The sequence below is a fragment of the Glycomyces rhizosphaerae genome, from assembly GCF_042647865.1.
GTDB lineage: Bacteria > Actinomycetota > Actinomycetes > Mycobacteriales > Micromonosporaceae > Glycomyces > Glycomyces rhizosphaerae.
Window position 1 is genome coordinate 124,447 of record NZ_JBHRWO010000005.1, and the last position, 23,609, is coordinate 148,055.

The following is a 23,609-nucleotide window of genomic DNA, read 5'->3' on the forward strand; positions in this document are numbered from 1 at the left end:
TCGGAGGAGGCGTCGTCGTTTCCGGTCCTCCTTGCGGCCCATGCGCAGTTCCGCCGTTTCGGGGTGGACTCGCCCGGTATCGACCTATAGCGTCGGGACATGGGCAAACACCTCCCGATCGCGGGCGCTCTCGCGCTCGCGATCATCGCGATCCCTTCCACCGCAACCGCACAACCCTCCACCGCAGGCCTCGACGAGGACCTGCTCGACCAGAAGCTCAACGCGCTCTACGAGGTCGCCGACCACTCCATCGTGGCCGACGTCCGCCTCGGCGACGACACCTGGTCCGAGGCCGTCGGCACGCGCGAGATCGACGGCGGCGGCGGCAACGTCGACGAGGACGACCGCGTCCGCATCGCCAGCCTCACCAAGTCGATGGTCGCCGCGAGCCTGCTCCAACTCCAGTCCGAAGGCGAGGTCGACCTCGACCGGCCCCTCAGCGACTACCTCCCCGGGCTCCTCCCCTACGAGGAGGAGCCGACGATCCGGCAGGTCATGCAGCACACCAGCGGCCTGTTCGACTACTTCTACTACCTGTACGTCTCGCTGTGGCAGGAAGGCGACCTCGCCGACGTCCGCGCGAACTACCGGACCCATTACAGCCCTGAGGAACTCATCGAGATCGGCACGCAGGACCCGCTCCTGTTCGCGCCCGGCACGGACTGGTCGTACTCCAACACCGGCTACATGGCGCTCGGCCTGCTCGTCGAGGAGCTCACCGGCGACGAGCTGCACGAGGTGCTCGACGACCGCATCTTCGACCCGGCCGACCTGGGCGACACGTACCTGCCGAAGGACGACACCTCCGGCATCAGGGGCGCGAATCCCGTGCCGTACCTGACCACCGGCGACCCGGCGGACCCGTACTTCGACACGACGAAGCTCTCGAACAACCAGATGTGGGCGGCGGGCGGCGTCATGTCCACCATGGGCGACGTGAACGACTTCTACGACGCCCTGACGGACGGCACGCTCCTCGACGAGGCGCAGCTGACCGAGATGCGCCGGTACACCGACACCGGCCAGGGCTACCAGTACGGTCTCGGCCTCATGGGACTCACCGTCGGGTGCCCCGGCGACCCCGAGGAGGTCTTCATCGGCCACACCGGCGGCGGCCTGGGCCACCAGACCTACTCGTTCCACTCGCTCGACGGCGAGACGCAGACGACGTTCACGTGGAACATCGACGACCGGCACAGCGCCGCCGACCCGGCCGAACTGGACTGGGCGATCGCCGGACTCCTCATCGCGGGCCTGTGCGGCGAGGACATCGGCGAGCGGCCCGAGGAGCCCGCGCTGCGCTCGCAGCAGCCGGCCGTTCCCCCGATCGCGGACCTGCTGCTCCGCGGCTGATCCACCGAAAAGGCCCGCGGGAGTCGCCTCCCGCGGGCCTTCGCGGTCTTAGACGACCGGTTCGAGGGCCTTGCTGAACAGCACGGCGCCGTCGAGGTCCTTGAGCGACACCGTGAACGTCTCAGTCTCGGCGTCGATGTCGACCTCGCCGAAGAACTGGTAGCCCTGCGCCGGAGACGTGTTCGCCGCCGGAGGCGCCTTGACGAACACCGCCTCGGGTCCGAAGGTCGCGTCGAGTCTGTTGGGCCCGAAGCCGCCCGCGTTCAGCGGCCCGGACACGAACTCCCAGAACGGGTCGAAGTCCTGGAACGTCGCCCGCTCGGGGCTGTAGTGGTGCGCCGCGGTGTAGTGCACGTCCGCGGTCAGCCACACCATGTTCCTCACGCCCTCGCTCTTGCAGTACGAGAGCAGGTTCGCGATCTCCGTCTCGCGGCCGCCGGGAGCGCCGCCAGTGCCGTTCGAGACGCCTTCCTGCGCACCGGTGCCGTCGCCCACGATCAGGCCGATCGGCAGGTCCGCCGCGATCGCCTTCCACGTCGCGTTGGAGCGGCGCAGCTCCCGCTTGAGCCACGCGAGTTGGGCGGCTCCGAGGATCTCGCCGGGCGCCGTGTCGGCGTCCGGGTTGGCGCTCTTGAAGGTCCGCATGTCGAGCACGAACACCTCCAGCAGCGGGCCGTACGAGATCTTGCGGTAGATCCGGCCTTCCGCATCGGTCGCGCCGAAACCGCCCGGCGTGTACTCGGCGAAGGCCTGGCGGGCCCTGGCGGCGAGGACGTCGACGTTCTTCTCGGTGTACTGCGGCAGGTCGAGGATCTCGCCGGGGTACCAGTTGTTGACGACCTCGTGGTCGTCCCACTGGTTCACCATCGGCACCCGCGCGAGGTACGCGCGGAGGTTCTCGTCGAGCAGGTTGTACTTGAACTGGCCGCGATACTCGTCCAGGGTCTCGGCGACCTTGAGCTTCTCGTCGGCGAGGGTGTTCTTCCACGTCGTGCCGTCCGGCAGCGCCACGGACTCGACGAGCGGGCCGTCCGAGTAGACGAAGTCGCCCGAGCAGAGGAAGAAGTCCGGTTCGGCGTCGGCCATGGCCTGGAAGATCCGGTAGCCGCCGAAGTCGGGGTTGATGCCCCAGCCCTGCCCGGCGAGGTCACCGGACCACTGGAACTTGACGTCCTTCGGTTCGCATGCGGCCGTGGTGAACGAGCCTTCGAGCGCCTCGGACTGCTGCTCGCCCTCGGCCTGGATCCGGTAGTGGTACCGCTGGCCGGGGCGCAGGCCCTGGAGCTTCACCTTCCCGGTGAAGTCGGTGGCCTCGGTGAGCGCCGGGCCGTCGATGCGGCGGGCGTGCTTGAAGTCCGGGCGCGTCGCGAGCTCCACGCGCATCTGCGAGCCGCGGTCGGCGCGCGTCCACAGGATCGCGCCGCGGTCGCTGACGTCGCCGGACTGGACGCCGTGGGTGAGCTGGGGGCGTGAGGAGGCGTACGAGATCCCGGGAGTCCCGAGAAGGATCGCACTGCCGGCCCCGGCGGCCAGCAGCCGCCGACGAGCAATCTGCACTGTTGTCTCCAATGAACCGTGGGGATGGAGTGAACTGTCCTCACCCTCCCAGCCGAGGACGACTTGAAGGTATCGCAAAGGTGAACAAAGAGGACCCGCGCTCGGGTCGGCCAGAGGCCGTGGTGTTGCCGGAGCGCGGGACCCGTGTTGCCGGAATGAAGTTCGAGTTCACGCGCCGATGCGCGGGAAGGGCTTGGTGGAGAAGACGACTTCCACCGGGACTTCGAAGTACTCGGCGAGCTTCAGCGCCAGATGGAGACTCGGCGAGTACTCGCCGCGTTCGAGGTAGCCGACCGTCTGGTAGTGGACGCCGAGCGCGTCGGCCAGCTGCCGCCTGGAGACGCCGCGTTCGGCGCGCAGCATCGCGATCCGGTTGTAGACCTCGTCTCCGGCCACGGCCCTAACCCCACTGCCTCTGCATCTCGGCGCGGCGCTCGGCCACCGCCGAACCCGACTCCCGCTGCGCCATCCGCCGCAGCAGCTTCGGCGCCAGCGCCATCGAGACGACGGCCCACAGCGCGAGCACGGCGAACATCATAAGCGTCCGCCACGAGCCGCCGATCTCCACCGCCGCCATCGAATCCGGCAGCAGCGAGTGCCGCATCCCCAGGCCCATCCAGTACATCGGGAAGATCTGCCCGATCCCCTGGAGCCAGCCGGGGAGCGCGGTGATCGGGTAGAAGATCCCCGAGATCGCCACCGAGCCCATCACCGGGAGCATCACGAGCCCCATGTTCTTGGGGTTGTTGATGGCCGCGCCGAGCACGGCCCCCAGCGGGAGGGTCGTCACGATGCCCATGAGGACGACTGCGAGGAACAGCAGCCACCGGTCGGGTGAGTCGAATTCGAGGCCCTCGAACAGGATCAGGCCGGCCGCGAGCATCACCACGACGGTGGCGACGACGAACAGCGCGGTCGAGACCACATGGCCCACCAGGTAACCGGTCATGCCGCCGGGCATCGACTTGGCGCGCAGGAGGGTGCCGTTGGTGCGGTCCATCGAGAGGGTGCCGACGATGCCCATGATGCCGCCGAAGACGACGTTCATGCCGATGAGGCTCGGCATGTTCATGGAGCCCAAGGAGACCGGGGCCCCTTCGAATTCGGCGCCGCGCATGAAGAACAGGACGCCGATGGCGATGGCCATGGGCATCAGGTAGCCCATAAGGTCGCTGATGGTGGTCAGGGAGATGCGGGTCTCGATGAGCCCGCGCTTCCATCCGGTCTTGTACGCGTGCAGGGTGGTGTTCACGCCGTGACCTCCTTAAAGGCATCGACGGCCGTCTCGGCTTCGCCGGCTTCGAATTTCGCGACGAGGGTCAGGTACGCGTCCTCCAGGCTGGCCCGGTGGACTTCCAGGTCGGTGACCGTCCCGTTGTCGGTGGCGAGCAGTTGGCGGACGAAGTCGGTCGCGTCGTCGGTGGCGTGGATCTGCAGCCGGCCGTCCTGGATCCATTTGACCTCGGCGGTGGTGGCCGCGGATCGGGCGAGCTTGTCGGGCGAGCCGTCGGCGATGATGCGGCCTCCGGCGAGGATCAGGATGCGCTCGGCGAGCTTCTCGGCTTCGTCGAGGTCGTGCGTGGTCAGGAGGATCGTGGTGCCGTTGAGGTCGGTGAGCCGGTGGATCAGCTCGTGGAACTCGCGCCTGGCGTGCGGGTCGAAGCCGGTGGTCGGCTCGTCCAGGAACAGCAGCGCCGGGCGGCCGATGATGCCGAGGGCCACGTCGAGGCGGCGGCGCTGGCCGCCCGAGAGCGTCTGGACCCGCTGTCCGGCTTGGGGGGTGAGGCCGACCAGGCCGAGCAGCTCGTCGGCGTCCCACGGCTCCGCGAAGGGCTTGTAGTACTCGCCGAAGTGCTGCAGCAGTTCGCGGACCCGCCATTTGCCGTTGTCGCGCCATTCCTGGAGGACGACGCCGAGTCCGGCCCGCCAGCGTTCGTCGCCGTGCTCGGGGTCGACGCCGAGCACCTCGACCTCGCCGCCGCTGCGGGCGCGGAAGCCTTCGAGGATTTCGATCGTGGTGGTCTTGCCGGCGCCGTTGGGGCCGAGCAGGGCGGTGACGCCGCCGGGCTCGATCTCGAGGTCGAGTCCGGTGAGCACGGCCTTGCTGCCGTAGCTCATCCGTAGGTCGGTCACGGCGATCGCGGGCCCGTCAGGGGGGTGTCCCATCTTCTTCTCCGTCGCAGAAGTTCATTCATTGATAGCAGAGATACTACATCCTGCCGAAGGAGTACGCAACGAGGGCCGCCGACCAGCAGGTCGACGGCCCTCGCGGTGCGAAGAGTGAAGCTAGGTGCGCCGCTTCTCGCCCGAGCGGGCGAGCACGCGCTGCAGGAGGATGAACGCGAGCAGGAGGATGCCCATCACGATCCGCGCCCACCACGAGGAGAGGTTCCCCTGGAAGGCGATGAGCGTGTTGAGCATGCCCCAGACCATGACGCCCGCGACGGTGCCGAGGACGAACCCGGCCCCGCCGGTGAGCAGCGTCCCGCCGATGACCACGGCGGCGATCGCGTCGAGTTCGGCGCCCACGTTCGCGAGCGGGTTGGCGCTCTTGGTCGCGAACGCGGCCAGCACGCCGGCCAGGGCCGCGCAGAACCCGCTGATCGCGTACACGCCGATCTTGGTGCGCGCCACCGGAAGGCCCATCAGCAGAGCGGACTGCTCGGAGCCGCCGATGGCGTACACGCCGCGCCCGAAGCGCGTGTAGTGCAGCACCACGAACGACACGATGACCACCGCGAACGCGACGAACGACAGGTTCGGCAGCCAGAAGCCGCCGTCGCGGATCTTGCCGACGTCCACGGCGTGGACCATGCCCCACTGCCAGAAGTCGACCTCGCGCATGGACACGTCGGTGTCGGAGATCTGGAGGGTCAGGCCCCGGAACAGGAAGAGCCCCACCAGGGTCGCGATGAACGGCTGGACGTTGAAGTAGTGGATCACCGCGCCGATGAGCAGGCCCCAGCCCGTCCCGAAGGCGAGGACCAGGGCGACCGCGAGCGGCGCGCCGATCCCTGCGTCGACGGTGAGCCAGGCGCAGGCCATGGTCGAGAACGCCATCACCGAGCCGACCGAGAGGTCGATGCCGCCCGAGAGGATCACGAAGGTCATGCCGAGGGCGATGATCAGGAGCGGGGCGTTGTCGATGAACAGCTTGGCGATGACCTGCGGGCTGTCGAACTTCGGATAGTTCGCGATCCCGCCGACGTACAGCGCGATCAGGAGCGCGACGGTGGCGCCGATCGGGATGTACCGGGTGAGGCCGTCGAAGAGCGTCGAGCGCGCGGGGCGCTCGGTCAGCGTTTGCGTGCTCATTTCGCCAGGACCTCCTCGGCGGGGGCGGGCGCCGGCGTCGCCGGTTTCCGCTTGAACGGCTTCAGGATCCAGGCCCGGAACTCGGGGCTCTGGAGCAGCGCCACGATGAAGACCACGATGGCCTTGGCCGTGAACTGCCACTGGCTGGAGAGGCCGATGTTGATGATGGTGTCCTCGAGGACCTCGATGATGACGACGCCGATCGTGGTGCCCAGCAGGTAGAACCGGCCGCCGAGCAGGGCGGTGCCGCCGATGACGACGGCGAGGATCGCGTCGAGCTCGATCCACAGGCCGCCGTTGTTGGCGTCGGCGCTGCCGAGGTTGGACGCGCCGATGAGGCCGGCGAGCCCCGCGCACAGGCCGCACACGAGGTACACCAGGACGGTGATGCCCTTGGAGCGGATGCCCGCGAGGCGGCTGGCCTCGGGGTTGCCGCCGACCGATTCGAGCAGCATGCCCAATGCGGTGCGGCGCGTGAGCAGCGCGAGCGCCAGGAGCGCGAGGGCGGCGATCCAGATCGGCAGCGGGATCGTGAGGAACGAGCCGCGTCCGAGTTCGGTGAACGGACTGGAGTCGTCGACCTTCGGGATCTGGCCGCCGGTGATGAGCTGCGCGATGCCGCGCCCGGCGATCATGAGGATCAAGGTGGCGACGATCGGCTGGATGCCGAAGTACGCCACCATGGTCCCGTTCCACGCGCCGATGACGGCGGTGACCACGAGTGCGAGGGCGATCGCGGAGAAGATCAGGCTGCCCGCGGACTGGTCGGGGGCGTCGATGATCATCTGGCAGGCGATGGCCGCGCCGATCGCGTACACGGCGCCGACCGACAGGTCGATGCCCTTGGTGGCGATGACGAGCGTCATGCCGAGTGCGATCAGCAGCAGCGGCGCGGAGCGGCGCAGGATGTTGACGAACGCGCCGCCGAGGCGGCCGTCGTTGACGTTCGGCACGATGAAGTCGATGCCGGTGGCGATGATGTTGACGACGAGCAGCGCCACCAGGATCAGCACCGGCCACATGAGGCGCTTCGCGTAGCTATTCACTGCTGTGCCCTCCTGCCACGATGGTGTCGACGATGCGTTCGGTGGTCATGTCGGCCTCGGATTCGAGCACGGCGATGAGTTCCCGGTCGCGCAGGACGGCGATCCGGTCGGACAGGCGCGTGACCTCGTCGAGTTCGGCCGAGACGAACAGGACGGCCATGCCGTCCGCGGAGAGCTCGGCGACGAGCTTCTGGATGTCGGCCTTGGCGCCGACGTCGATGCCGCGGGTCGGCTCGTCGAGGATGAGCAGCTTCGGTTCGATGAGCATCCAGCGGGCCAGGAGGACCTTCTGCTGGTTGCCGCCCGAGAGGTTCTTGACGGGCATGTCGGGGTTCGCCGGGCGGATGTCGAGCTTCTCGATGAACTCGGCGACGAGCTTGTCGCGGCGGGCCACCGGAATGGACCGGGCCCATCCGCGCGAGGCCTGCATCGCCAGGATCATGTTCTCCGCGACGGTGAGATCCCCTACGAGCCCTTCGGTCTTGCGGTTCTCCGGGCAGTACGCGATGCCGCGCGCGGCGGCCGTGCGCGGGTTGTGGCCGCCCGTCTTCGCGCCTTCGAAGCGCAGCTCACCGGAGTCGGCGCGGTCGGCGCCGGCGATGAGCCGGACGGTCTCGGTGCGCCCGGACCCGAGCAGCCCGGCCAGGCCGACGACTTCGCCGCGGCGGACCGAGAGGTCGTACGGGGCGATGGAGCCCTTGCGGCCCAAGCCGACGGCTTCGATCAGCGGTTCCTCGTCCCCCACGTGGTGCGCGGCGGCGGTGCGTTCGATCTGCTCCAGGGTGGCGGCCTCGCGCCCGAGCATGTGCCCGATGAGCGCGTTCTGCGGGAGTTCCGCGGTGGGCCATTCGCCGACGAGCGTCCCGTTGCGCAGCACCGTCATCCGGTCGCAGATCTCGTAGACCTGGTCGAGGAAGTGGGAGATGAACACCATCGCGGTGCCCTTGGCGGCCAGCCGGCGCATGACGCCGAGGAGGACGGCCACCTCGTCGCGGTCGAGCGAGGAGGTCGGCTCGTCGAGGATGAGGACCTTCGCCTCGATGTCGACGGCCCGGGCGATCGCGACCAGCTGCTGCATGGCGATCGAGTAGGAGGACAGCGGCGCGGCGACGTTGAGGTCGATTCCGATGTCGTCCAGGAGCGCCTTCGCCTTGCGGCGCATGGCGCGGAAGTTGATGAACGGGCCGACGCGCGGTTCGCGCCCGGCGAAGAGGTTCTCGGCCACCGACAGGTTGTCGGTGAGGTTGACCTCCTGGTAGACCGTGGAGATGCCGGCGGCCTGGGCCGCTCCCGGGGAATGGAAGCGAACGCTCTTCCCGTCGAGCAGGATATCGCCGGCGTCCGGAGTGTGGACGCCCGTCAGAACCTTGATCAGCGTGGACTTACCGGCGCCGTTCTCCCCCATGACGGCGTGGATCTCTCCTGGCCTGAGGGTGAAGTCCACGCCGTCGAGGGCGCGGACACCGGTGAAGTCCTTCCTGATCCCGGTCATCTGGACGATCGGGTCGTCAGACATGGGATTCGACCTTCGCTGTGGGGTTGGTGCACTGCGGGATTGGAAGCGTCCGGGCGGACTTGGCGGCCCGCCCGGACGAAAAGGTGATATCGATTAGAACTGGCGGTTCGGGAGCTCGGCCTCGAACTGGGTGGCGTCGAAGACGCCCTCCTCGACCGGGGTGAACTTCTCGACCTCGTCGCCGTTCACGACCGACTCGACGACCTCCATGAGCTGGTCGCCGAAGACCGGGTTGCACTCGACGATGTAGTTGAGCTTCCCGGCGACGCCGGCCTCGAAGCCGGCCTTGGAGCCGTCAACGATGATGATCTGGATGTCCTTGCCCGGGACCTTGCCGGCCTCTTCGATGGCCTGAATCGCGCCGAGGCCCATCTCGTCGTTGTGGGCGTAGAGCAGGTCGATGCCGTCAAGACCGTGGGTGGTGATGAAGGTTTCCATGACCGCCTTGCCCTCTTCGGCGGTGAAGTTGCCCGACTGGGAGTCGACGATCTCGTAGTTCAGGCCTTCGGAGTCGAGGACCTCGAAGAACCCGGCCTTGCGGTCGTTGGCGGGAGCGGAACCGGTCGTGCCCTGGAGCTCGAGGATCTTGGTGCCGTCGGCGTCCGCGGCGAACGTCTCGGCGGCCCAGGCGCCGGCCTTGCGGCCTTCCTCGGCGAAGTCCGAGCCCAGACGGGTCACGTAGAGGTCCTCGTCAGCGGCCTCGACGCCGCGGTCGGCCAGGATGACCGGAATGCCGGCGTCCTCGGCTTCCTGCAGCACGTCGGTCCAACCGGTCTCCACCACCGGTGCCAGGACGATGGCGTCCACCTGCTGGGTGATGAAGTCGCGGACCGCGGAGATCTGCGTTTCCTGTTCCTGCTGCCCGTCGACGAACTTCAGCGTGTGGCCGGCGGCCTCGGCCGCGGCCTTCACCGAGTCGGAGTTGGCGGTGCGCCAAGCGGATTCGGCACCGACCTGGGCGAAGCCGATGACGAGGCCGTTGCCGGACCCGCCGTCGCCGCTGTCGTCACCGCCGCCGCCGCAGGCAGTCAGACCGAAGAGGAGCGCGCCGGCGCCGATGCCGGCCAGAGCTTTTTTGAACACTTTGGGGGTCGCCTTTCAAAGGTGCGGATATGAGGGTTTTCGATATTTGCGAGATCGCATGTTACCGATCATATCCTCACCTGTGTTATCGGTCTCGTCAAGGAAAGCCCACCATAACGCCGTAACGATTTCACAACACGCTGGTTACGACCCAGCTTGGCAACCGCTTCACAATTGCGAGGCGCCGGGCTTCCACAGCACGTCGCCGCCCGGATTCGCCTTGCGCGCCAGCACGAACAGCAGGTCGGAGAGCCGGTTGAGGTAGGTGACCGGCGCGGCGTGCGTCGTTTCGGGCTCCGCGTCGAGGAGCGCCCACACCGAGCGCTCGGCCCGCCGCGCGACAGTGCACGCCTGGTGCAGCAGCGCCGCCCCGGGCGTGCCGCCGCGCAGGATGAACGAGCGGAGCGCCTCGAGGTCGGCGTTGCACTCGTCGATCCAGCCCTCCAGACGGGTCACGTACGACTCGTCGATGCGCAGAGGCGGATACTTGGGACTCTCGGACACCGGGGTCGAAAGGTCGGCGCCGACGTCGAACAGGTCGTTCTGGACCGCGAGCAGGATCTCCCGCTCGCGCTCGCCGATCTCCCCCGTCTGGAGGGCGAGTGCCGCGCCGATGACCGCGTTCGTCTCGTCCACGTCCCCGTAGGCCGCGAGCCGGACATGCGTCTTGGGGACGCGTGAGAAGTCGGCGAGACCGGTCGTGCCGTCGTCGCCCGTCTTCGTATAAATCCTGGTGAGATTGACCGCCATGCACCGACCATATAGCCTCGCCCCATGGCAAAAGTCACGGTAATCGGTTCGGGACTCATGGGTTCCGGGATCGCGCAGGTCACGAGCCTGGGCGGTTGGGACGTCACGTTGATCGACACTGACGCGAGCGCGCTCGAACGCGCTCAGGCGGCGATTCGGAGCTCACTTGACCGCTTCGTCGCCAAGGAGAAGGTCACCGCCGAGGACGCCGAAGCGGCGCAGGCCCGGATCACGGTGGCCACCGACATCGAAGCTGCGGCCGGCTCCAAGATCGCCGTCGAGGCCGTCTTCGAGCGCCTCGCGGTGAAGCAGGAGGTGTTCCGGAAGCTCTCGGCGGTCTGCTCCCCCGAGACCGTCCTCGCGACGAACACCTCGGCCATCCCGATCACGGAGATCGCCGCTGCCGCAACGCATCCCGAACGCGTGGTCGGCACCCACTTCTTCTCGCCGGTCCCGATGATGAAGCTCTGCGAGCTCGTGCGCGGCATCCACACCAGCGACGAGGCCCTCGACACCGCCCGCCGCTTCGCCGAGACGGCCGGCAAGACCTGCGTGGTCGTCAACCGCGATGTCGCCGGCTTCGCCACCACACGGCTCATCTGCGCCCTCGTGAACGAGGCCGCCCGGCTCGTGGAGGACGGCGTGATCTCCGCCGAGGACCTCGACACCGCCTGCCGGCTCGGCTTCGGCCACCCGATGGGCCCGCTCGCGACCGCCGACCTCACCGGCATCGACGTGATCACCCACGCGACCGAGAACATCTACGAGGACACGGCCGACCCGCAGTTCTTCCCGCCCGCACTGCTGCGCCGCCTCGTCGCCGCGGGCGAGATCGGCCGCAAGAGCGGCAAGGGATTCTTCGACTACACGGAGTTATCCACAGGCCTGTGGATAACCGAAGACGGCGCGGACCCGCAGGTCCGCGCCGTTTTCCGTAAGTCTTTACTTCGCGACGAGCGTCGCACGCGCCGGAGCGAGCACCTTCTCACCGGCGCTGCTGACGGTCATCGCCAGCTCGACCGAGACGTCGTCGAGCTTGCGCACCTTGCCTTCGACTTCGATCTGGGCTCCGCCTTCGGCGGGCACGATCACGGGCTTGGCGAAGCGGGCGGAGAACTCAGTGAGGCGGGCGTCGATCCCGGCGTTCGCGACCCATTCGAGCACGGCGCGGGAGACCAGGCCCATCGTGTACATGCCGTGGGCGATCACGTCGGGCAACCCGGCGGCCTTCGCGGCGGCCTCGTCCTGGTGGATCGGGTTCTGGTCCCCGGAGGCATCGGCGTAGGCGACGAGGTCGGCGCGCGTGACGGGGAAGGCCACGCTGAACACGGTCTCGCCGACGGCCAGTTCGCTCAGGCTCATGCGGGGTCTCCAGCGACGAACAGCGTGGTCCACACCTCGGCGGCGACACCCTCGGCGTCGGTCACTTCGGTGCGCAGGGCGAGGAGGTCGTTCCCGGCGACGGTCTTGATCGACTCGATCTGCACGGTGCACGCCACTTCGGCGCCCGACCGCAGCTCGCGGTGGTACGCGAAACGCTGCTCGCGGTGCAGGACGCGGCTCCAGTCGAGCCCGAAGTCGGGATCGTCGATGAGCCGCTCCGCCGCGGGCAGCGTGAGCGAGATCAAGAAGGTAGGCGGAACAGCACCGGTGTCGTCGAGGCCGAGGGCCTGGGCGAAACGGGTCACCGACTCAGCGGTGATCGTCACCGGGGGTGTGGTCGGCAAGGACCGGCCTACATACGAAGCGTTGAGCACGTGCTGCTTGCGAAGGACTAGCGGGTCTCTTTGTGGACTCGCGAAACCTTGCAACGCGGGCAGTACTTCTTGAGCTCGAGCCGGTCGGGGTGGTTCCGCCGGTTCTTCTTCGTGATGTAGTTGCGCTCCTTGCACTCCACGCACGCCATGGTGATCTTCGGGCGGACGTCAGTAGCCTTGGCCACGATGAGTGCCTTCCTCTAACTCGGCCCGCCGGTTTGCGGACCGTTACTTGAACAGAAAAAACGTCGACCAGCATATCTCGGTGGTCGACGCTGAACAAAAGTAGCGATGGGCAGGATCGAACTGCCGACACAACGATTATGAGTCGTTTGCTCTACCACTGAGCTACACCGCCGTGCGCTCACTGCCGCCAGATGGCTCTGCGATATCCACAGACCTGTGAGCAGTACAGCACCTCGCTGAAGTCTAGCTCGAAGTGCTTCCGAGCCCCCATGCGGAATCGAACCGCAGACCTTCTCCTTACCATGGAGACGCTCTACCGACTGAGCTATAGGGGCGATCGCGAGGCTTCCCTCGCGGCCTTGACAAGAGTACATGACGAGCCGCCCAGAACGAACGCGGGGCCTGCCTTGCGGTGCGGGCCACAGCCTTGGCGCTAGACGACCCGCAGGCGGGTGCGGCCCTGGCCACCGGGCTGGTTGTCGAGCCATGCGGCGAAGCGGTCGGCCGGCAGCGGGCGCGAGAAGTAGTAGCCCTGACCGGCCTCGCAGTGGAGCTCGCGGAGCTGCTCCACGGTCTGGTGGGCCTCGATGCCCTCGGCGACGACGTCGATCGCGAAGTGCCGGGCGAGGCCCAGGACCGCCTCCACGATCGCGCGGTCGTCGGCGTCGGTGGCCATGCCCTGCACGAACCGCAGGTCGATCTTGATCTCCTGGACCGGGAGGCGGCGCAGGTACGCCAGCGAGGAGTACCCGGTGCCGAAGTCGTCCACCGAGAGCCTCACGCCCATCTCGTGGAGCCGGTCGAGCGCGGGGGTGAGCCGCGGCTCGCCCGAGACCACGTCGTCCTCGGTGATCTCGAACGTCAACCGGTCGGCCGGGACCCCGTGCCGCTCCAGGAAGGCGGCGACCTTGTCGGGGAAGTCGGCGTCCGCGAGCGTGCGCGGCGAGAGGTTCACCGCCATCGGCAGCGGCCCGTCATCGCCGGCCCATTCGGCCGAGAGCCGCAGCGCCTCGTCCAGGACCATCTCGGTGAGCTGACCGAGCTGACCGGTGGACCCGGCGATCGGGATGAACTCCTCGGGTGCGACCGGTCCGAACGTCGGGTGCGGCCAGCGCACGAGCGCTTCAGCGCCGAGCACCGCCCCGGAATCGAGCCGGACCTTCGGCTGGAAGTGCACCTCGAGCTGGCCTCGGTCGAGGGCCCTGCGCAGGTCGGCGGCGAGGCCGATGCGTCGCAGGCTCTCGGATTCGAGGCCGGAGTGGTACAGCTGCACGCCGTCGGCGGCGTTCTTGGCCTGCCGGGTCGCGGCGTCGGCCCTTTTCAGCAGCTCGTCGGCGTCCGCCGCGAAGTCGGGGTGCGTGACCACACCTGCAGCGGCGGAGAGGCTCACGGCGACGCCGCCGACCTCGAACGGCCCATGGACCGCGGCCCGGAGCCGCCGGGCGGTCTCGAGGGCCGCGTCGGTGGAGGCGAGCCGGGTCTGGAGGATGAACTCGTCGGAGTCGATGCGGCCGAGGAAGGACGCGGGGGGCGCGTGTTCTTTGAGCCGTCGGGCGAACTCGACGAGGATGGTGTCGCCGGCTTCGTGACCGAGGGCGTCGTTGAATTCGTGCAGTGCGTCCACATCGAACATCATGAGCGCGACAACTTCACCGGGGACGGTGATGGAGAGGGCCTCCTGGAGGGCCTCGAGCGAGCGGCGGCGGCTCGGGAGGCCGGTGAGCGGGTCGTGGTAGGCGTCGTAGCGGAGCTGGTCGACCAGGCGCGAATTGTCGACGGCGATGCTCACGTGCGCGGCGACGGTCTCCAGCAGTTGCAGGTCGACGGGGAGGAAGTGCGACATCTCGCCACCGATCCGGTCGGCCACGGAGAGGCAGCCGTAGACGTCGTCTCCCGAGTGGAGCGGGACGAGCATGGCGTTGCGGACGCCTGCTGCGGCGAGCACGCCGCGGTGCTCGGCGCTGCCGGTCTTGGGGGTGATGAGCAGTGGGGCTTTGGCGCTGATCACCTCGCGTTGCAGCGCTTCGGGGATGGGGTCGAGGTCGGTGAGCCCCTTGTCGTCCACAGAGGAGGCGAGGCGGATCTCGGGGTATCGGCCGTCGGCCGGAACCCAGACGGTGGCGGACTCGGCCGCGAGGATTTCCCGGAGGCGCCCGAGGGTGGCGTCGATGAGGCGGTTGGAGCGGACCGAGTCGGCGACGAGCTGCGTGAAGTTGTTGAGCTCGTTGAGAATGTGGCGCTGCCGGCGCAGTTTCATGTAGCTCGCGGCGAGGGCCACGATCGTGAGCAGCAGGAAGATGATCGGAATCCACGCCCAGGGGGTGGCTTCCAGGAGGATGAGGAAGATCAGGCCGACGCAGGCGGCCATGATCGGCCCGGCAAGGGTGACGGTGAAGCCTGACCAGGCCCGGACGACGCTGCTCCATCCGTTGAGCACCAGCATGAGCGCGGAGATGAGGACCGTGGTGGCCAATCCCGCGAAGACGACGGCGCCGACGATGACCAGCCAGGTCAGCGGGTCATTCGCGCTGCCGATGCCGATGAGCTGCACGAAGGCCGCCGAGAGGCCCGCGCCGAAGGGCGAGAGCCCGATGTTGAACAGCGACTTGAGCGGTCCGACCGAGGTGCGGAAGTAGCGCCCGCCGTAGAACAGCGCGGACGAGAGCAGCCGCACCACGATGACCCAGTACGGCGGCAGGTAGAACAGTGCCAGGACGAGCGGAATGTCGGCCAGGTTGAAGGAGATGCGGTGTCCGCGGACGTCCTGCTGCACCAGGAGGTTCTGGGCGAGTACGAACGCGGCCAGGAAGCACGCGAGCTGGCCCAGCGGGACCGTCTCGGGCAGCCCGAAGGCACCGAGCATCACCGCGACGGCCGCGAAGACCGCCCCGGTCAGGGCCCACGGAAGGACCCTGAACAGGAGTTTGAACCGTTCACGGACCATCAGCGGACCCTACAAGGACCGGCCGAGGGGCCGTCAGGTGATCTCGCTCGAGTTGCCCTGGATCGTGAACTGGGCGGCGGTGATCTCGCTGGAGTTGCCGGGGTTGGCGGTGATCTCGCTGGAGTTGCCGGGGTTGGCGGTGATCTCGCTGGAGTTCGCCGGGCTGGCGGTTGCGGCGCCGGCGGCGATGCCGACCGCGATGAGGCCCGCAGCCATGGCAGCGCCGAGCCGCTTGAAGAGTCTGACCGGTTTCACGAGGCCTCCCGTGAGGTGTGGGAATGTGCTGTCAAGGGGACCAGATGAGCCCATGGTGCCACAGTCGGCTCGCCCTGGGGAAGGCTTGCGACCGTGATTCTCGTGCTCTTTCTGGTTCAGTCGTACGGGTGAGTACGGCTCATCTCATTGTCTCCGATGCTCTGAGGACGTTCGCTGACGGGTCCGTCGTTCGCATGCCTGGCCCTGCTCGATCCTGTAGGTTAGGCTCGCCTTACTCAAGAATACGATCGTTGTTCGATAAGGAATGCGCACATGCCTGCAGAAACCGCCGCGAATGGACCGGCCGACGCCGGGACGGCCCTCTTCTCGGCCCGGATCCGGGAAGCCTCCTGGTCGCGCCATCAAGGGCTCGACCCGTCGGCCGACCCGGACGCAGCGAAGGCACCTGGCGTGTTCGACCGTCTCTTCGACGGTTCGCTGAGTGTGGACGACTACACGCGCTGGCACGCCCAGCAGTACTTCGTCTACGAGGCGATCGAGGCCGCGGCCGTGCGCTTCGCGGACGACCCGGTGGCGGGGCCGTTCGTGTTCCCCGAGCTCGCGCGCGTGCCCGCGATCGAGGCGGACCTGAAGTTCCTCATGGGTCCGAAGTGGCGCTCCGGGATCGAGCCGCTCCCGGCGACGAAGGCCTACGTGGACCGGATCGACGAGGTCAGCGCCGACTGGCCCGGCGGCTACATCGCCCACGCGTACACCCGCTACCTCGGCGACCTCTCGGGCGGCCAGGCCTTCGGCAAGGCGGCCCGCAGGAACTTCGGTTTCGAAGACGATGGCGCGTCCTTCTACGTGTTCGCGGACATCAAGAGCCCCAAGGTCTTCAAGGAGGAGTACCGCGCCCGCCTCGACGCGGTCGACCTGCCCGAGGCCGACAAGGTCCGCGTCATCGAGGAGATCCTCCTCGCCTACGACCACAACGGCGCGGTCCTCGACGCCCTCGGCAAAGTCTTGGGCCGCAACCCCTTCGAGCCCAAAGTGATCGCCGCGATCTGCCACCACATGAACACCGACCACGCGGCCGACACGCTCGTGATCTGCCAGGGTGTGGGCGGCCAGAGCGGCGCCGAGACGGCCCGCATGACCGGCTTCGACGGCGACGGCGCCGATTTCGCCGCGGTCGTGGACGGCACCGAGGTCCCGATCCGAGTCGACTGGGCCGCGCCGCTCTCCGAGCGCGCCGAGGTCCGACCCGAGATCGTGCGCCTCTTCACCGAATCCAAAAGTTCACTTAGCCTCGGCGACGCTCGCTAGCCGTAAATGTGCACAGCCGCGTAACCACTACCTTCCGGGATCGTCCTGATCGCCGCGACACGCCGGGCGGTGATGAATCTCGCCCGCCCGACGTTCGCGGGGCTACCGTGTGGCGATTGCCAAGCCCACGGCCGGCCCCCCAGAACTGACCCAGTTCCAAGCGCCGCCGATGGACACCGCCACGATCTCGGAGTGTCAATGTCCGATTCCGGACCGGTAGCCGCCTCAGCAATCAGGCGTCACGCCGCCCGGCCGCACCGCACGAGGGGCCAGCACCGCGCCTCGTGGGCCGCAGAACTCTCCCCGCTGCTGGCGGGGACCCAACGCCGCTACACCGCCGTCGTCGGCTCGGCCGTCGCCGGAGCGTCCATCGTCGCCATGGCGACCGGCGCCGGACTCCCTTCAGAGGAGCGGGAACCGGGGACCTCCCGCGCGGTAGCCGACATCGCCGCACTCGCCTCCGAGGCCAACGCCCCGGTGACCGTCGCCGACGGCGAGGCTCCTGTCGGCGCCGCCCCGATCGGGACCGCCACCGCTGACGAGGTCGCGCGGACTGAGCGGACCTCCCCGGTCACCGGGCAGGACGCGCAGATCGAGTGGACGCCGATGCTCGACGACATCACCATCACGTCCCTGTTCGGACAACGCTGGGGCCGCAACCACAACGGGGTCGACTTCGACGCCGAGACGGGCGACCCGGTGTACGCCGCCTACCCGGGCACGGTCACGCACGCCGGGTGGGAGACGGGTTTCGGGAACCTCGTGATCATCGACCACGGCGACGGCATCGAGACCTACTACGCCCACAACTCCGAAGTGCTGGTGAGCGAAGGGGACTGGGTCGACGCGGGCAGCCGGATCGCGAACGCGGGCAACACCGGCCGCTCCTTCGGCTCCCACGTCCACTTCGAGGTGCACGTGAACGGCGAGCCGGTCGAGCCCTTGAGCTACCTGTCGGAAGTAGGGCTCGACCTGCGCTAGATCTTCGAGATCGGTGCGAGCCTCAGGATCACCCATTTGGGTTCGCCGTCGCCGAAGTCGATGCGGGCCTGGGCCCTCGGGCCGGAGCCCTTGAGTTCGACGACGCGGCCGAGTCCCCACTTGTCGTGCGTGACCCGGTCCCCCACATCGAGGGACGGGATGTCGGCGGCGCTGCGCATCACGATCGGCGAGCCGAAGTTCGCCGCGGTCTTCGACTTCACGACGCGGGGCGGCGGCGCCGACTCGCTCCATTCGATGAGGTCGCCGGGGATCTCGGAAAGGAACCGGCTGGCGGCGTAGTACTGGGGCTGCCCGAAGATGTTGCGGGTTCCCGCGCGCGTCAGGTGCAGGTGCTTGCGCGCCCGCGTGAGCCCCACATAGGCGAGCCGCCGCTCCTCCTCCATGTCGCCGGGCTTGTTCATGGACCGCTCGTGCGGGAACAGGCCGTCGTCGAGTCCGGTGAGGAACACCGTGTCGAACTCCAGGCCCTTCGCGGTGTGCAGGGTCATGAGCGTGACGACCCCGCCCTCTTCGGCCTCGGGGTCCGGGATCGAGTCGGCGTCGGAGACGAGCGCGACGTGCTCCAGGAACGAAGGCACGTCGGCGACGAGGTCGGCTTCGTCGTCGTCGGTCGTGCCGCGCACGACCTGCTCGGTGAACTCGTGGGCGACCGCGACGAGCTCCTGCAGGTTCTCCACGCGGCCTTCGTCGCGCGGGTCGTTCGACTGCTTGAGGCCTTCGAGGTACCCGGTGTCGGCGATGAGCTTGTCGAGCACTTCCTCGGGCGGCGCGGTCTTGGCGAGTTCCGTTGCCTCGTCGAGGATCTCGCAGAACCGCTTGATCCCGGTGCGGGCCCTCCCCGAGACCCCGGGGGCTTCGTCGATGCGGTGCAGCGCCGCCGGGAACGACAGCCGCAGCCTGGCCGCGAGCGCTTCGACCTCGGCCACGGCCCGGTCCCCCACGCCGCGCTTGGGCACGTTGACCACGCGCATCGCCGAGACCGTGTCGTCCGGGTTCGCGGTGAGCTTGAGGTACGCGAGCATGTCGCGGACCTCCTTGCGCTCGTAGAAGCGCACGCCGCCGACGACCTTGTACGGGATGCCGCGGCGCACGAAGACCTCTTCGAACGCACGGGACTGGGCGTTGGTGCGGTAGAAGATCGCGGAGTCGCCGAAGCTCGTGTCCCCGGAGTCGACCAGCTCGTCGATCCGGCCCGCGACCCACGCGGCCTCATCGTGCTCGTTGTCGCCGGTGTGCCCGAGGATGCGACCGCCGGGGCCCTCGTCGCTCCACAGTCGCTTCTCGCGGCCGCGCTCGGTGTTGTTGCGGATGACCCCGTTCGCGGCGTCGAGGATCGTCTGGGTCGAGCGGTAGTTCTGCTCGAGCAGGATCGTCTTGGCGTCCGGGAAGTCCCGCTCGAACTCGATGATGTTGCGGATGGTCGCGCCGCGGAACGCGTAGATCGACTGGTCGGCGTCGCCGACCACGCACAGCTCGGCCCGGTCGTCGCCGGTGCCCACGAGCTCGCGCACGAGGGTGTACTGGGCGTGGTTGGTGTCCTGGTACTCGTCGACCATGACGTGCCGGAACCGCAGCCGGTAGGACTTCGCGACGTCCGGGAACTGCTGGAACAGTTGCACGGTGGACCCGATGATGTCGTCGAAGTCGACGGCCTGGGCCAGGCGCAGGCGCTCGGTGTACTGCGCGTAGACGTCGGCGACCAGCTTCGTGCGGGCGTCGTCGGCGCTCGCGGCGGCCTTCTCAGGCCCGATGAGCTCGTTCTTGAGCCGCGAGATCTCGGCGGCGAACCAGCGCGGCGACTGCTTCTTGGAGTCGAGGCCGAGGTCCTTGACGATCTGGGTCAGGAGCCGGCGCGCGTCGTCGGTGTCGTAGATCGTGAAGCTCGACTTCCAGCCGAGGCGGTGCGCCTCGCGGCGCAGGATCCGCAGGCACGCGGAGTGGAAGGTGAGCACCCACATGGCCCGCGACCGCGGGCCGATGAGGCCGTCGACGCGTTCGCGCATCTCGGCGGCGGCCTTATTGGTGAAGGTGATGGCGAGGATCTCGCCGGGATGGGCGCCGCGCTCGGCCAGGAGGTGGCCGATGCGGTGGGTGAGGACACGGGTCTTCCCCGAACCCGCTCCCGCGACGATGAGCAGCGGAGACCCGGCATGCTCGACGGCTTGGCGTTGCGGTTCGTTGAGGCCGGTCAGAAGGTCGTTCATCGAGATCAATTATGCCGCGCCGGGTGTGACAGTTTTTTCAAGGTGGAGCACGGCGCGGCTGGCGATCTGAAGCCCGTTAGAGCGGTCCTCTGCCCGAGCGGAGGACCAGCATCGCGATCTGGATGCCGTCGTCGCCGAGGGCCGCGCGGTACTTCTCGAGGATGGCGCGCTCGCGGTCCAGGACCAGGCGGGTGCCGCCGTTGGCCATGCGGATCTCGCCGATGCGTTTGGAGACTTCGGCGCGGCGCTGCCACAGGCGGATGATCTCGGCGTCGAGCGCGTCGATCTCCGTGCGGAGCTCCTGCAGTTCTTCAGGGGCGGCGTCGTTCGGAAGTGCAGTGGTGCTGGCGGTCATCAGGGCTTCTCCTTAGAGCGATGATTATCGAACTCCGGGCGGTAGCCCTGGGCGTGAAAAAAGCCCCGGGCTGTTCGCCCGGGGCCTGTAGGTCTGTGTTCAGCGCGAAGACCTACGGCTCGGACGGTTCCGGCCGTAGTAAAAGTAAAATCGCGCGCTCTGAGTCACGCGGCAAGTATGCCACACGCCCGCCGGTCAGACCAGCGGGCGTGTGGCGGTTATCGCAGTATTCGGGTGTTGTTAAGCGTCCGAGCCCCAGTCCGCGCGGGCGGCGGCGCGGCGGCGCATGAGCACCATCGCGACGATGCCGGCGAGCAGGACCGCGCCGCCGACGGAGGCGACGGTCGTCAGGCTGGCACCGGTGGTGGGCAGCTGCGGCTTCGGGGATTCGCTGGGAACCTCTTCGACCGCGATGTCGAACTCGATCTCGGCGTTGTACTCGGAGGTGTGCTTCTCGGCGAGGATGAGGCGCTGGCCCTCGACGTCGGCGCCTTCGCCGTCGACCGGCACGAAGGTGCGGCCGGCGGGGGTGGTCCAGATGATCGTGTCGGTGACGAGCTTGACCGTGGCGGTCTCGGCCTTGTCGAACTTCACGTAGAACTGCTGGCCGTCGGTGAAGGAGGTGACCTCGTCGCCGTTCTCGTCGACGATGGTCGCACCCTCGGGCTGCGAGAAGGTGATCTCGTCGAAGTTGGTGCCGACGGTGAAGGGCCCGACGGTGGTGCCTTCGGTCTTGGCCTCGGCGTCGTCGACCTCGAAGTAGGGCTCGAAGTCGGGCTCGTCGATGGGCTCGGAGTTCGCGATCAGGTAGTCCTGGACGCCCTGGACGGCCACGTCCGCGTTGTCGGCGGAGTCGAGGACCCAGCCGTCGGTCAGGGACCAGATGGCGGACTGGGTGCCGGCGTAGGCGACCTGGTCGGCGGAGAAGCCTTCGAGGTCTTCGCCGGCGACACCGGCGGCTTCGAGCAGCTCGGCGGCGTTGTCGCCGTTGTAGCCGTTGACGAGGACGCCGAGGACCATCGGGAGGTCTTCGACCGGGATGTCCTCCCAGGGGCGCTCTTCGTGGATCAGGTCCTGCTCGAGGCCGACCTGAAGCTGGATGCAGTAGACGGTGCGGGTCTCACCGTCGGCGAGTTCGAGGCCGATCATGGTGGCCTCGGGGCTCTGCGAGCCCTCGGGGGTGTCCCCGTTGAGGCGGATGCCTTCCTCGAGGGTCACATTGCCCGCGGCGCTGATGCCGGCGTCTTCGCCGTCCTGCGCTTGCGCGGCGGTGACGCCGGTGAGGCCGAGGGCGACGCCCGCGGCAGCGGCCATCGTCCCTTTCAGGGCTTTGGTCATCATTGGTTGAAGTCCCTTTGCTTTTCCGAGGGATTGACACGTTGACTCTTCATGCGACACGTTAGCGGCCCCCTGCCGGTTGCATCCGGCGGGCGGGATTCCGAAATTGCCGATTCTTCTGCGCCGCAACACAAAAGGCGCGTCCCCTCGGGAACGCGCCTCTATAACGATTAGGCATCGGCCACGCCGTGTACAAAGCACGGTGACGCGGCGCGACTGGAGTGACCAGAGTGGCCGGGACCGGAGGGGATCGCTGCTAGCCAAATTTATGGCTCGCAAGCGTCGCCAAGACCGGTCCCGGCCGACCATGCTCCGGGCCTTGCATTGAACCGAGGAGCGCGCCCGGGTCCGGACCGTTCGACGTGGTCCAGGACGCTCCTGCGGTAGCGGGCGCCTGCCATCGGCAAGCGGGCGCCCGCGTCCTTCAGGTCTTAGTGATCAGTCGCCTTGCGGCGCTTGCTCGCCACGATCACGGTCATGCCGCCCATGAGGAGCGCCAGGCCTGCCGCGAAGGCGATGCTCAGGCTCGTACCGGTGGTCGGGAGCTGCGGCTTGGGCGTCTCGCCGCTCTCGGGTGCGTTGAGGGCGAAGCGCCATTCGGCGGGGATCTCGCCTTCGCGCGCCTCGGCGAGGATCAGCTTCTGCGACTCGCCGGACGTGACCGCGTTGGCCGCGTCGCCCGTGAGCGATTCGTCGGTGGTGGCCAGGAAGACTCGACCGACCGGGAGATCGTATGCGGCGGTGCCGGAGACGGTGACCTCCCTCGCGTCCTCGTCGAGGACGATCCAGAACTCCTCGCCGTCGTCGAGGGTCTCGACTTCGTCGCCGCCCTCGGTCTCGAGGCGGCCGCCTTCGGCGCCCAGCGTCACGGGTCCGGCGCTGGAGCGGATCGTGTACGGCCCGAACCGGCCGTCCTCAAAGGTCGCGGACTCCTCGCCCTCGAGGTCCACGGTGAGCTCCGAGGGGTCCGGGACGCGCCCGGTCTCCTCGGTGAGGTGGTCGTAGATCGCGAGCACGGCCTCGTCCTCGCCGTTGTTGCCGCCCTTGACCGGGTTGTCCTCCAACAGGTCCCAGCCGTCGGTGAAGTGCCACACGGCGGCCTGCGTGCCCACGTAGGCGACCTCGGCCACCTCGGTGTCGGTCCAGTCGGGGTTCACTTCGCCGCCGGAGGCCTCGATGAGCTCCTCCGCGCCGACGTTCGGGTAGCCGTTGAGCAGGACCCAGCGGACCTCTTCGAGGTTCGCGACCCCGGACTCCTCCCAGTGGCCTTCGGCGTAGGGGCTCTCGGTGTCGAGCGGAGTGCGGATGTCGATGCAGTAGACGACGAGCGTCTCCTCACCGCCGTGCGGCTTGAGCCCGAGGATGTTGGCCCACACGTCGTAGCGGTCCTCGCCGAAGCGCCCGCGCAGCTCCAGGCCCGGGGCGGTGACGATGTCGCCGGAGACCGGCTCGGGCTCCTCGGCGTGGGCCGGGGCGCCCGCGAGCACTGCCAGAAGCGCGGCGGTCGCCGTGAGCGGAGTGCGGATCGTCTTGAGTCTCATCGTGGTTCGGTCCTCCTGGGAGCGGACTTGAGGTGTTTGGTCTTGAGTGGAGTGCCGGGTCGACCTGACAAGAGGGAAAACGAAAGGACCCGGAGTGACGGCGCGGCCACTCCGCCGAACGATGTGAAGAACCCGCCG

Annotated in this window: 21 protein-coding genes, 2 tRNA genes and 1 pseudogene; 4 read left to right on the forward strand and 20 right to left on the reverse strand. The window is 68.2% G+C overall.

Going from position 1 to position 23,609, the window contains the following annotated elements; translation table 11 throughout:
* Positions 1 to 99 precede the first annotated feature (99 nt).
* Positions 100 to 1,353: a serine hydrolase domain-containing protein gene (locus ACFO8M_RS05180; protein ID WP_387971490.1), complete on the forward strand. Its 1,254-nt coding sequence runs from the start codon at positions 100 to 102 to the stop codon at positions 1,351 to 1,353.
* 48 nt (positions 1,354 to 1,401) lie between these two features.
* Here the strand turns inward: ACFO8M_RS05180 and ACFO8M_RS05185 are convergent, their stop codons facing one another.
* The 9 genes from ACFO8M_RS05185 to ACFO8M_RS05225 form a co-directional block, all read right to left on the reverse strand.
* Positions 1,402 to 2,910, reverse strand: a complete 1,509-nt coding sequence (locus ACFO8M_RS05185) for an alkaline phosphatase D family protein (protein WP_387971493.1) — start codon at positions 2,908 to 2,910, stop codon at positions 1,402 to 1,404.
* 168 nt (positions 2,911 to 3,078) lie between these two features.
* Entirely contained in the window at positions 3,079 to 3,273 is a 195-nt protein-coding gene (locus ACFO8M_RS05190; protein ID WP_205324374.1) for a helix-turn-helix transcriptional regulator, read from the reverse strand.
* Between the two features lie 37 nt (positions 3,274 to 3,310).
* Entirely contained in the window at positions 3,311 to 4,162 is an 852-nt protein-coding gene (locus ACFO8M_RS05195) for an ABC transporter permease (RefSeq protein ID WP_387971496.1), read from the reverse strand.
* Complete coding sequence (locus ACFO8M_RS05200) at positions 4,159 to 5,076, reverse strand: ABC transporter ATP-binding protein (RefSeq protein WP_387971499.1); 918 nt, start codon at positions 5,074 to 5,076, stop codon at positions 4,159 to 4,161. The genes ACFO8M_RS05195 and ACFO8M_RS05200 overlap by 4 nt, the downstream gene beginning before the upstream one ends.
* 120 nt (positions 5,077 to 5,196) lie before the next feature.
* Positions 5,197 to 6,225: an ABC transporter permease subunit gene (locus tag ACFO8M_RS05205; protein WP_387971502.1), complete on the reverse strand. Its 1,029-nt coding sequence runs from the start codon at positions 6,223 to 6,225 to the stop codon at positions 5,197 to 5,199.
* On the reverse strand, positions 6,222 to 7,247 hold the full coding sequence (locus tag ACFO8M_RS05210; RefSeq protein WP_387971695.1) for an ABC transporter permease: 1,026 nt from the start codon (positions 7,245 to 7,247) through the stop codon (positions 6,222 to 6,224). The genes ACFO8M_RS05205 and ACFO8M_RS05210 overlap by 4 nt, the downstream gene beginning before the upstream one ends.
* Before the next feature lie 16 nt (positions 7,248 to 7,263).
* Positions 7,264 to 8,787, reverse strand: a complete 1,524-nt coding sequence (locus ACFO8M_RS05215; RefSeq protein ID WP_387971506.1) for a sugar ABC transporter ATP-binding protein — start codon at positions 8,785 to 8,787, stop codon at positions 7,264 to 7,266.
* A 93-nt stretch (positions 8,788 to 8,880) separates the two neighbouring features.
* A complete protein-coding gene (locus tag ACFO8M_RS05220) occupies positions 8,881 to 9,870 on the reverse strand; it encodes an ABC transporter substrate-binding protein (protein WP_387971509.1) in 990 nt (329 codons plus the stop codon).
* Positions 9,871 to 10,038: 168 nt separating this feature from the next.
* The gene (locus tag ACFO8M_RS05225) at positions 10,039 to 10,620 is read right to left on the reverse strand and encodes a cob(I)yrinic acid a,c-diamide adenosyltransferase (RefSeq protein ID WP_387971512.1); all 582 of its coding nucleotides are present in this window, start codon (positions 10,618 to 10,620) and stop codon (positions 10,039 to 10,041) included.
* A 24-nt stretch (positions 10,621 to 10,644) separates the two neighbouring features.
* On the opposite strand from ACFO8M_RS05225, the pseudogene ACFO8M_RS05230 reads away from it, so the two are divergent.
* A pseudogene (locus ACFO8M_RS05230) lies at positions 10,645 to 11,487 on the forward strand (3-hydroxyacyl-CoA dehydrogenase family protein); the annotation flags it as partial.
* A gap of 75 nt (positions 11,488 to 11,562) precedes the next feature.
* On the opposite strand, the gene ACFO8M_RS05235 reads toward ACFO8M_RS05230, so the two are convergent.
* The 7 genes from ACFO8M_RS05235 to ACFO8M_RS05265 all read right to left on the reverse strand — a co-directional run bounded on the left by ACFO8M_RS05235 (position 11,563) and on the right by ACFO8M_RS05265 (position 15,762).
* Positions 11,563 to 11,982, reverse strand: a complete 420-nt coding sequence (locus ACFO8M_RS05235; protein WP_387971515.1) for a MaoC/PaaZ C-terminal domain-containing protein — start codon at positions 11,980 to 11,982, stop codon at positions 11,563 to 11,565.
* Positions 11,979 to 12,347, reverse strand: a complete 369-nt coding sequence (locus ACFO8M_RS05240; RefSeq protein WP_387971518.1) for an FAS1-like dehydratase domain-containing protein — start codon at positions 12,345 to 12,347, stop codon at positions 11,979 to 11,981. Before ACFO8M_RS05240 ends, ACFO8M_RS05235 begins: the two co-directional genes overlap by 4 nt.
* Before the next feature lie 47 nt (positions 12,348 to 12,394).
* Positions 12,395 to 12,565, reverse strand: coding sequence for a 50S ribosomal protein L33 (gene rpmG, locus ACFO8M_RS05245; protein WP_387971698.1), 171 nt, complete (start codon positions 12,563 to 12,565; stop codon positions 12,395 to 12,397).
* Between the two features lie 98 nt (positions 12,566 to 12,663).
* Positions 12,664 to 12,735 (reverse strand) — tRNA-Met (locus tag ACFO8M_RS05250).
* A 90-nt stretch (positions 12,736 to 12,825) separates the two neighbouring features.
* Positions 12,826 to 12,898 (reverse strand) — tRNA-Thr (locus ACFO8M_RS05255).
* 98 nt (positions 12,899 to 12,996) lie between these two features.
* On the reverse strand, positions 12,997 to 15,507 hold the full coding sequence (locus ACFO8M_RS05260) for an EAL domain-containing protein (protein ID WP_387971521.1): 2,511 nt from the start codon (positions 15,505 to 15,507) through the stop codon (positions 12,997 to 12,999).
* Between the two features lie 33 nt (positions 15,508 to 15,540).
* A complete protein-coding gene (locus tag ACFO8M_RS05265) occupies positions 15,541 to 15,762 on the reverse strand; it encodes a hypothetical protein (protein ID WP_387971524.1) in 222 nt (73 codons plus the stop codon).
* Between the two features lie 273 nt (positions 15,763 to 16,035).
* Here ACFO8M_RS05265 and ACFO8M_RS05270 point away from each other — a divergent pair, with 273 nt between their 5' ends.
* A complete protein-coding gene (locus ACFO8M_RS05270) occupies positions 16,036 to 17,031 on the forward strand; it encodes a biliverdin-producing heme oxygenase (protein WP_387971527.1) in 996 nt (331 codons plus the stop codon).
* A 198-nt stretch (positions 17,032 to 17,229) separates the two neighbouring features.
* Positions 17,230 to 18,012: a M23 family metallopeptidase gene (locus ACFO8M_RS05275; protein ID WP_387971530.1), complete on the forward strand. Its 783-nt coding sequence runs from the start codon at positions 17,230 to 17,232 to the stop codon at positions 18,010 to 18,012.
* On the opposite strand, the gene pcrA is transcribed toward ACFO8M_RS05275, so the two are convergent.
* The 4 genes from pcrA to ACFO8M_RS05295 form a co-directional block, all read right to left on the reverse strand.
* Positions 18,009 to 20,237: a DNA helicase PcrA gene (pcrA, locus tag ACFO8M_RS05280; RefSeq protein ID WP_387971533.1), complete on the reverse strand. Its 2,229-nt coding sequence runs from the start codon at positions 20,235 to 20,237 to the stop codon at positions 18,009 to 18,011. The genes ACFO8M_RS05275 and pcrA overlap by 4 nt on opposite strands.
* A 76-nt stretch (positions 20,238 to 20,313) precedes the next feature.
* Positions 20,314 to 20,592 carry a chorismate mutase gene (locus tag ACFO8M_RS05285; RefSeq protein WP_363526824.1) on the reverse strand — a complete coding sequence of 93 codons (279 nt, stop codon included), beginning with the start codon at positions 20,590 to 20,592 and terminating at the stop codon, positions 20,314 to 20,316.
* Positions 20,593 to 20,832: 240 nt separating this feature from the next.
* Positions 20,833 to 21,933, reverse strand: a complete 1,101-nt coding sequence (locus ACFO8M_RS05290) for a thioester domain-containing protein (protein WP_387971536.1) — start codon at positions 21,931 to 21,933, stop codon at positions 20,833 to 20,835.
* A gap of 428 nt (positions 21,934 to 22,361) precedes the next feature.
* Positions 22,362 to 23,471 (reverse strand): Cys-Gln thioester bond-forming surface protein, encoded by a 1,110-nt coding sequence (locus tag ACFO8M_RS05295; protein WP_387971539.1) that lies wholly within the window; start codon positions 23,469 to 23,471, stop codon positions 22,362 to 22,364.
* Between the last annotated feature and the right edge of the window lie 138 nt (positions 23,472 to 23,609).

Bases quoted from the DNA above. Each gene is read 5' to 3' on its own strand.
- ACFO8M_RS05290 (WP_387971536.1), bottom strand. From the start codon at position 21,933: ATGATGACCAAAGCCCTGAAAGGGACGATGGCCGCTGCCGCGGGCGTC.
- ACFO8M_RS05285 (WP_363526824.1), bottom strand. From the start codon at position 20,592: ATGACCGCCAGCACCACTGCACTTCCGAACGACGCCGCCCCTGAAGAA.
- ACFO8M_RS05190 (WP_205324374.1), bottom strand. From the start codon at position 3,273: ATGCTGCGCGCCGAACGCGGCGTCTCCAGGCGGCAGCTGGCCGACGCG.
- ACFO8M_RS05200 (WP_387971499.1), bottom strand. From the start codon at position 5,076: ATGGGACACCCCCCTGACGGGCCCGCGATCGCCGTGACCGACCTACGG.
- ACFO8M_RS05215 (WP_387971506.1), bottom strand. From the start codon at position 8,787: ATGTCTGACGACCCGATCGTCCAGATGACCGGGATCAGGAAGGACTTC.
- ACFO8M_RS05205 (WP_387971502.1), bottom strand. From the start codon at position 6,225: ATGAGCACGCAAACGCTGACCGAGCGCCCCGCGCGCTCGACGCTCTTC.
- ACFO8M_RS05270 (WP_387971527.1), top strand. From the start codon at position 16,036: ATGCCTGCAGAAACCGCCGCGAATGGACCGGCCGACGCCGGGACGGCC.
- ACFO8M_RS05225 (WP_387971512.1), bottom strand. From the start codon at position 10,620: ATGGCGGTCAATCTCACCAGGATTTATACGAAGACGGGCGACGACGGC.
- ACFO8M_RS05275 (WP_387971530.1), top strand. From the start codon at position 17,230: ATGTCCGATTCCGGACCGGTAGCCGCCTCAGCAATCAGGCGTCACGCC.
- ACFO8M_RS05295 (WP_387971539.1), bottom strand. From the start codon at position 23,471: ATGAGACTCAAGACGATCCGCACTCCGCTCACGGCGACCGCCGCGCTT.
- ACFO8M_RS05260 (WP_387971521.1), bottom strand. From the start codon at position 15,507: ATGGTCCGTGAACGGTTCAAACTCCTGTTCAGGGTCCTTCCGTGGGCC.
- pcrA (WP_387971533.1), bottom strand. From the start codon at position 20,237: ATGAACGACCTTCTGACCGGCCTCAACGAACCGCAACGCCAAGCCGTC.
- ACFO8M_RS05180 (WP_387971490.1), top strand. From the start codon at position 100: ATGGGCAAACACCTCCCGATCGCGGGCGCTCTCGCGCTCGCGATCATC.
- ACFO8M_RS05235 (WP_387971515.1), bottom strand. From the start codon at position 11,982: ATGAGCCTGAGCGAACTGGCCGTCGGCGAGACCGTGTTCAGCGTGGCC.
- ACFO8M_RS05210 (WP_387971695.1), bottom strand. From the start codon at position 7,247: ATGTGGCCGGTGCTGATCCTGGTGGCGCTGCTCGTCGTCAACATCATC.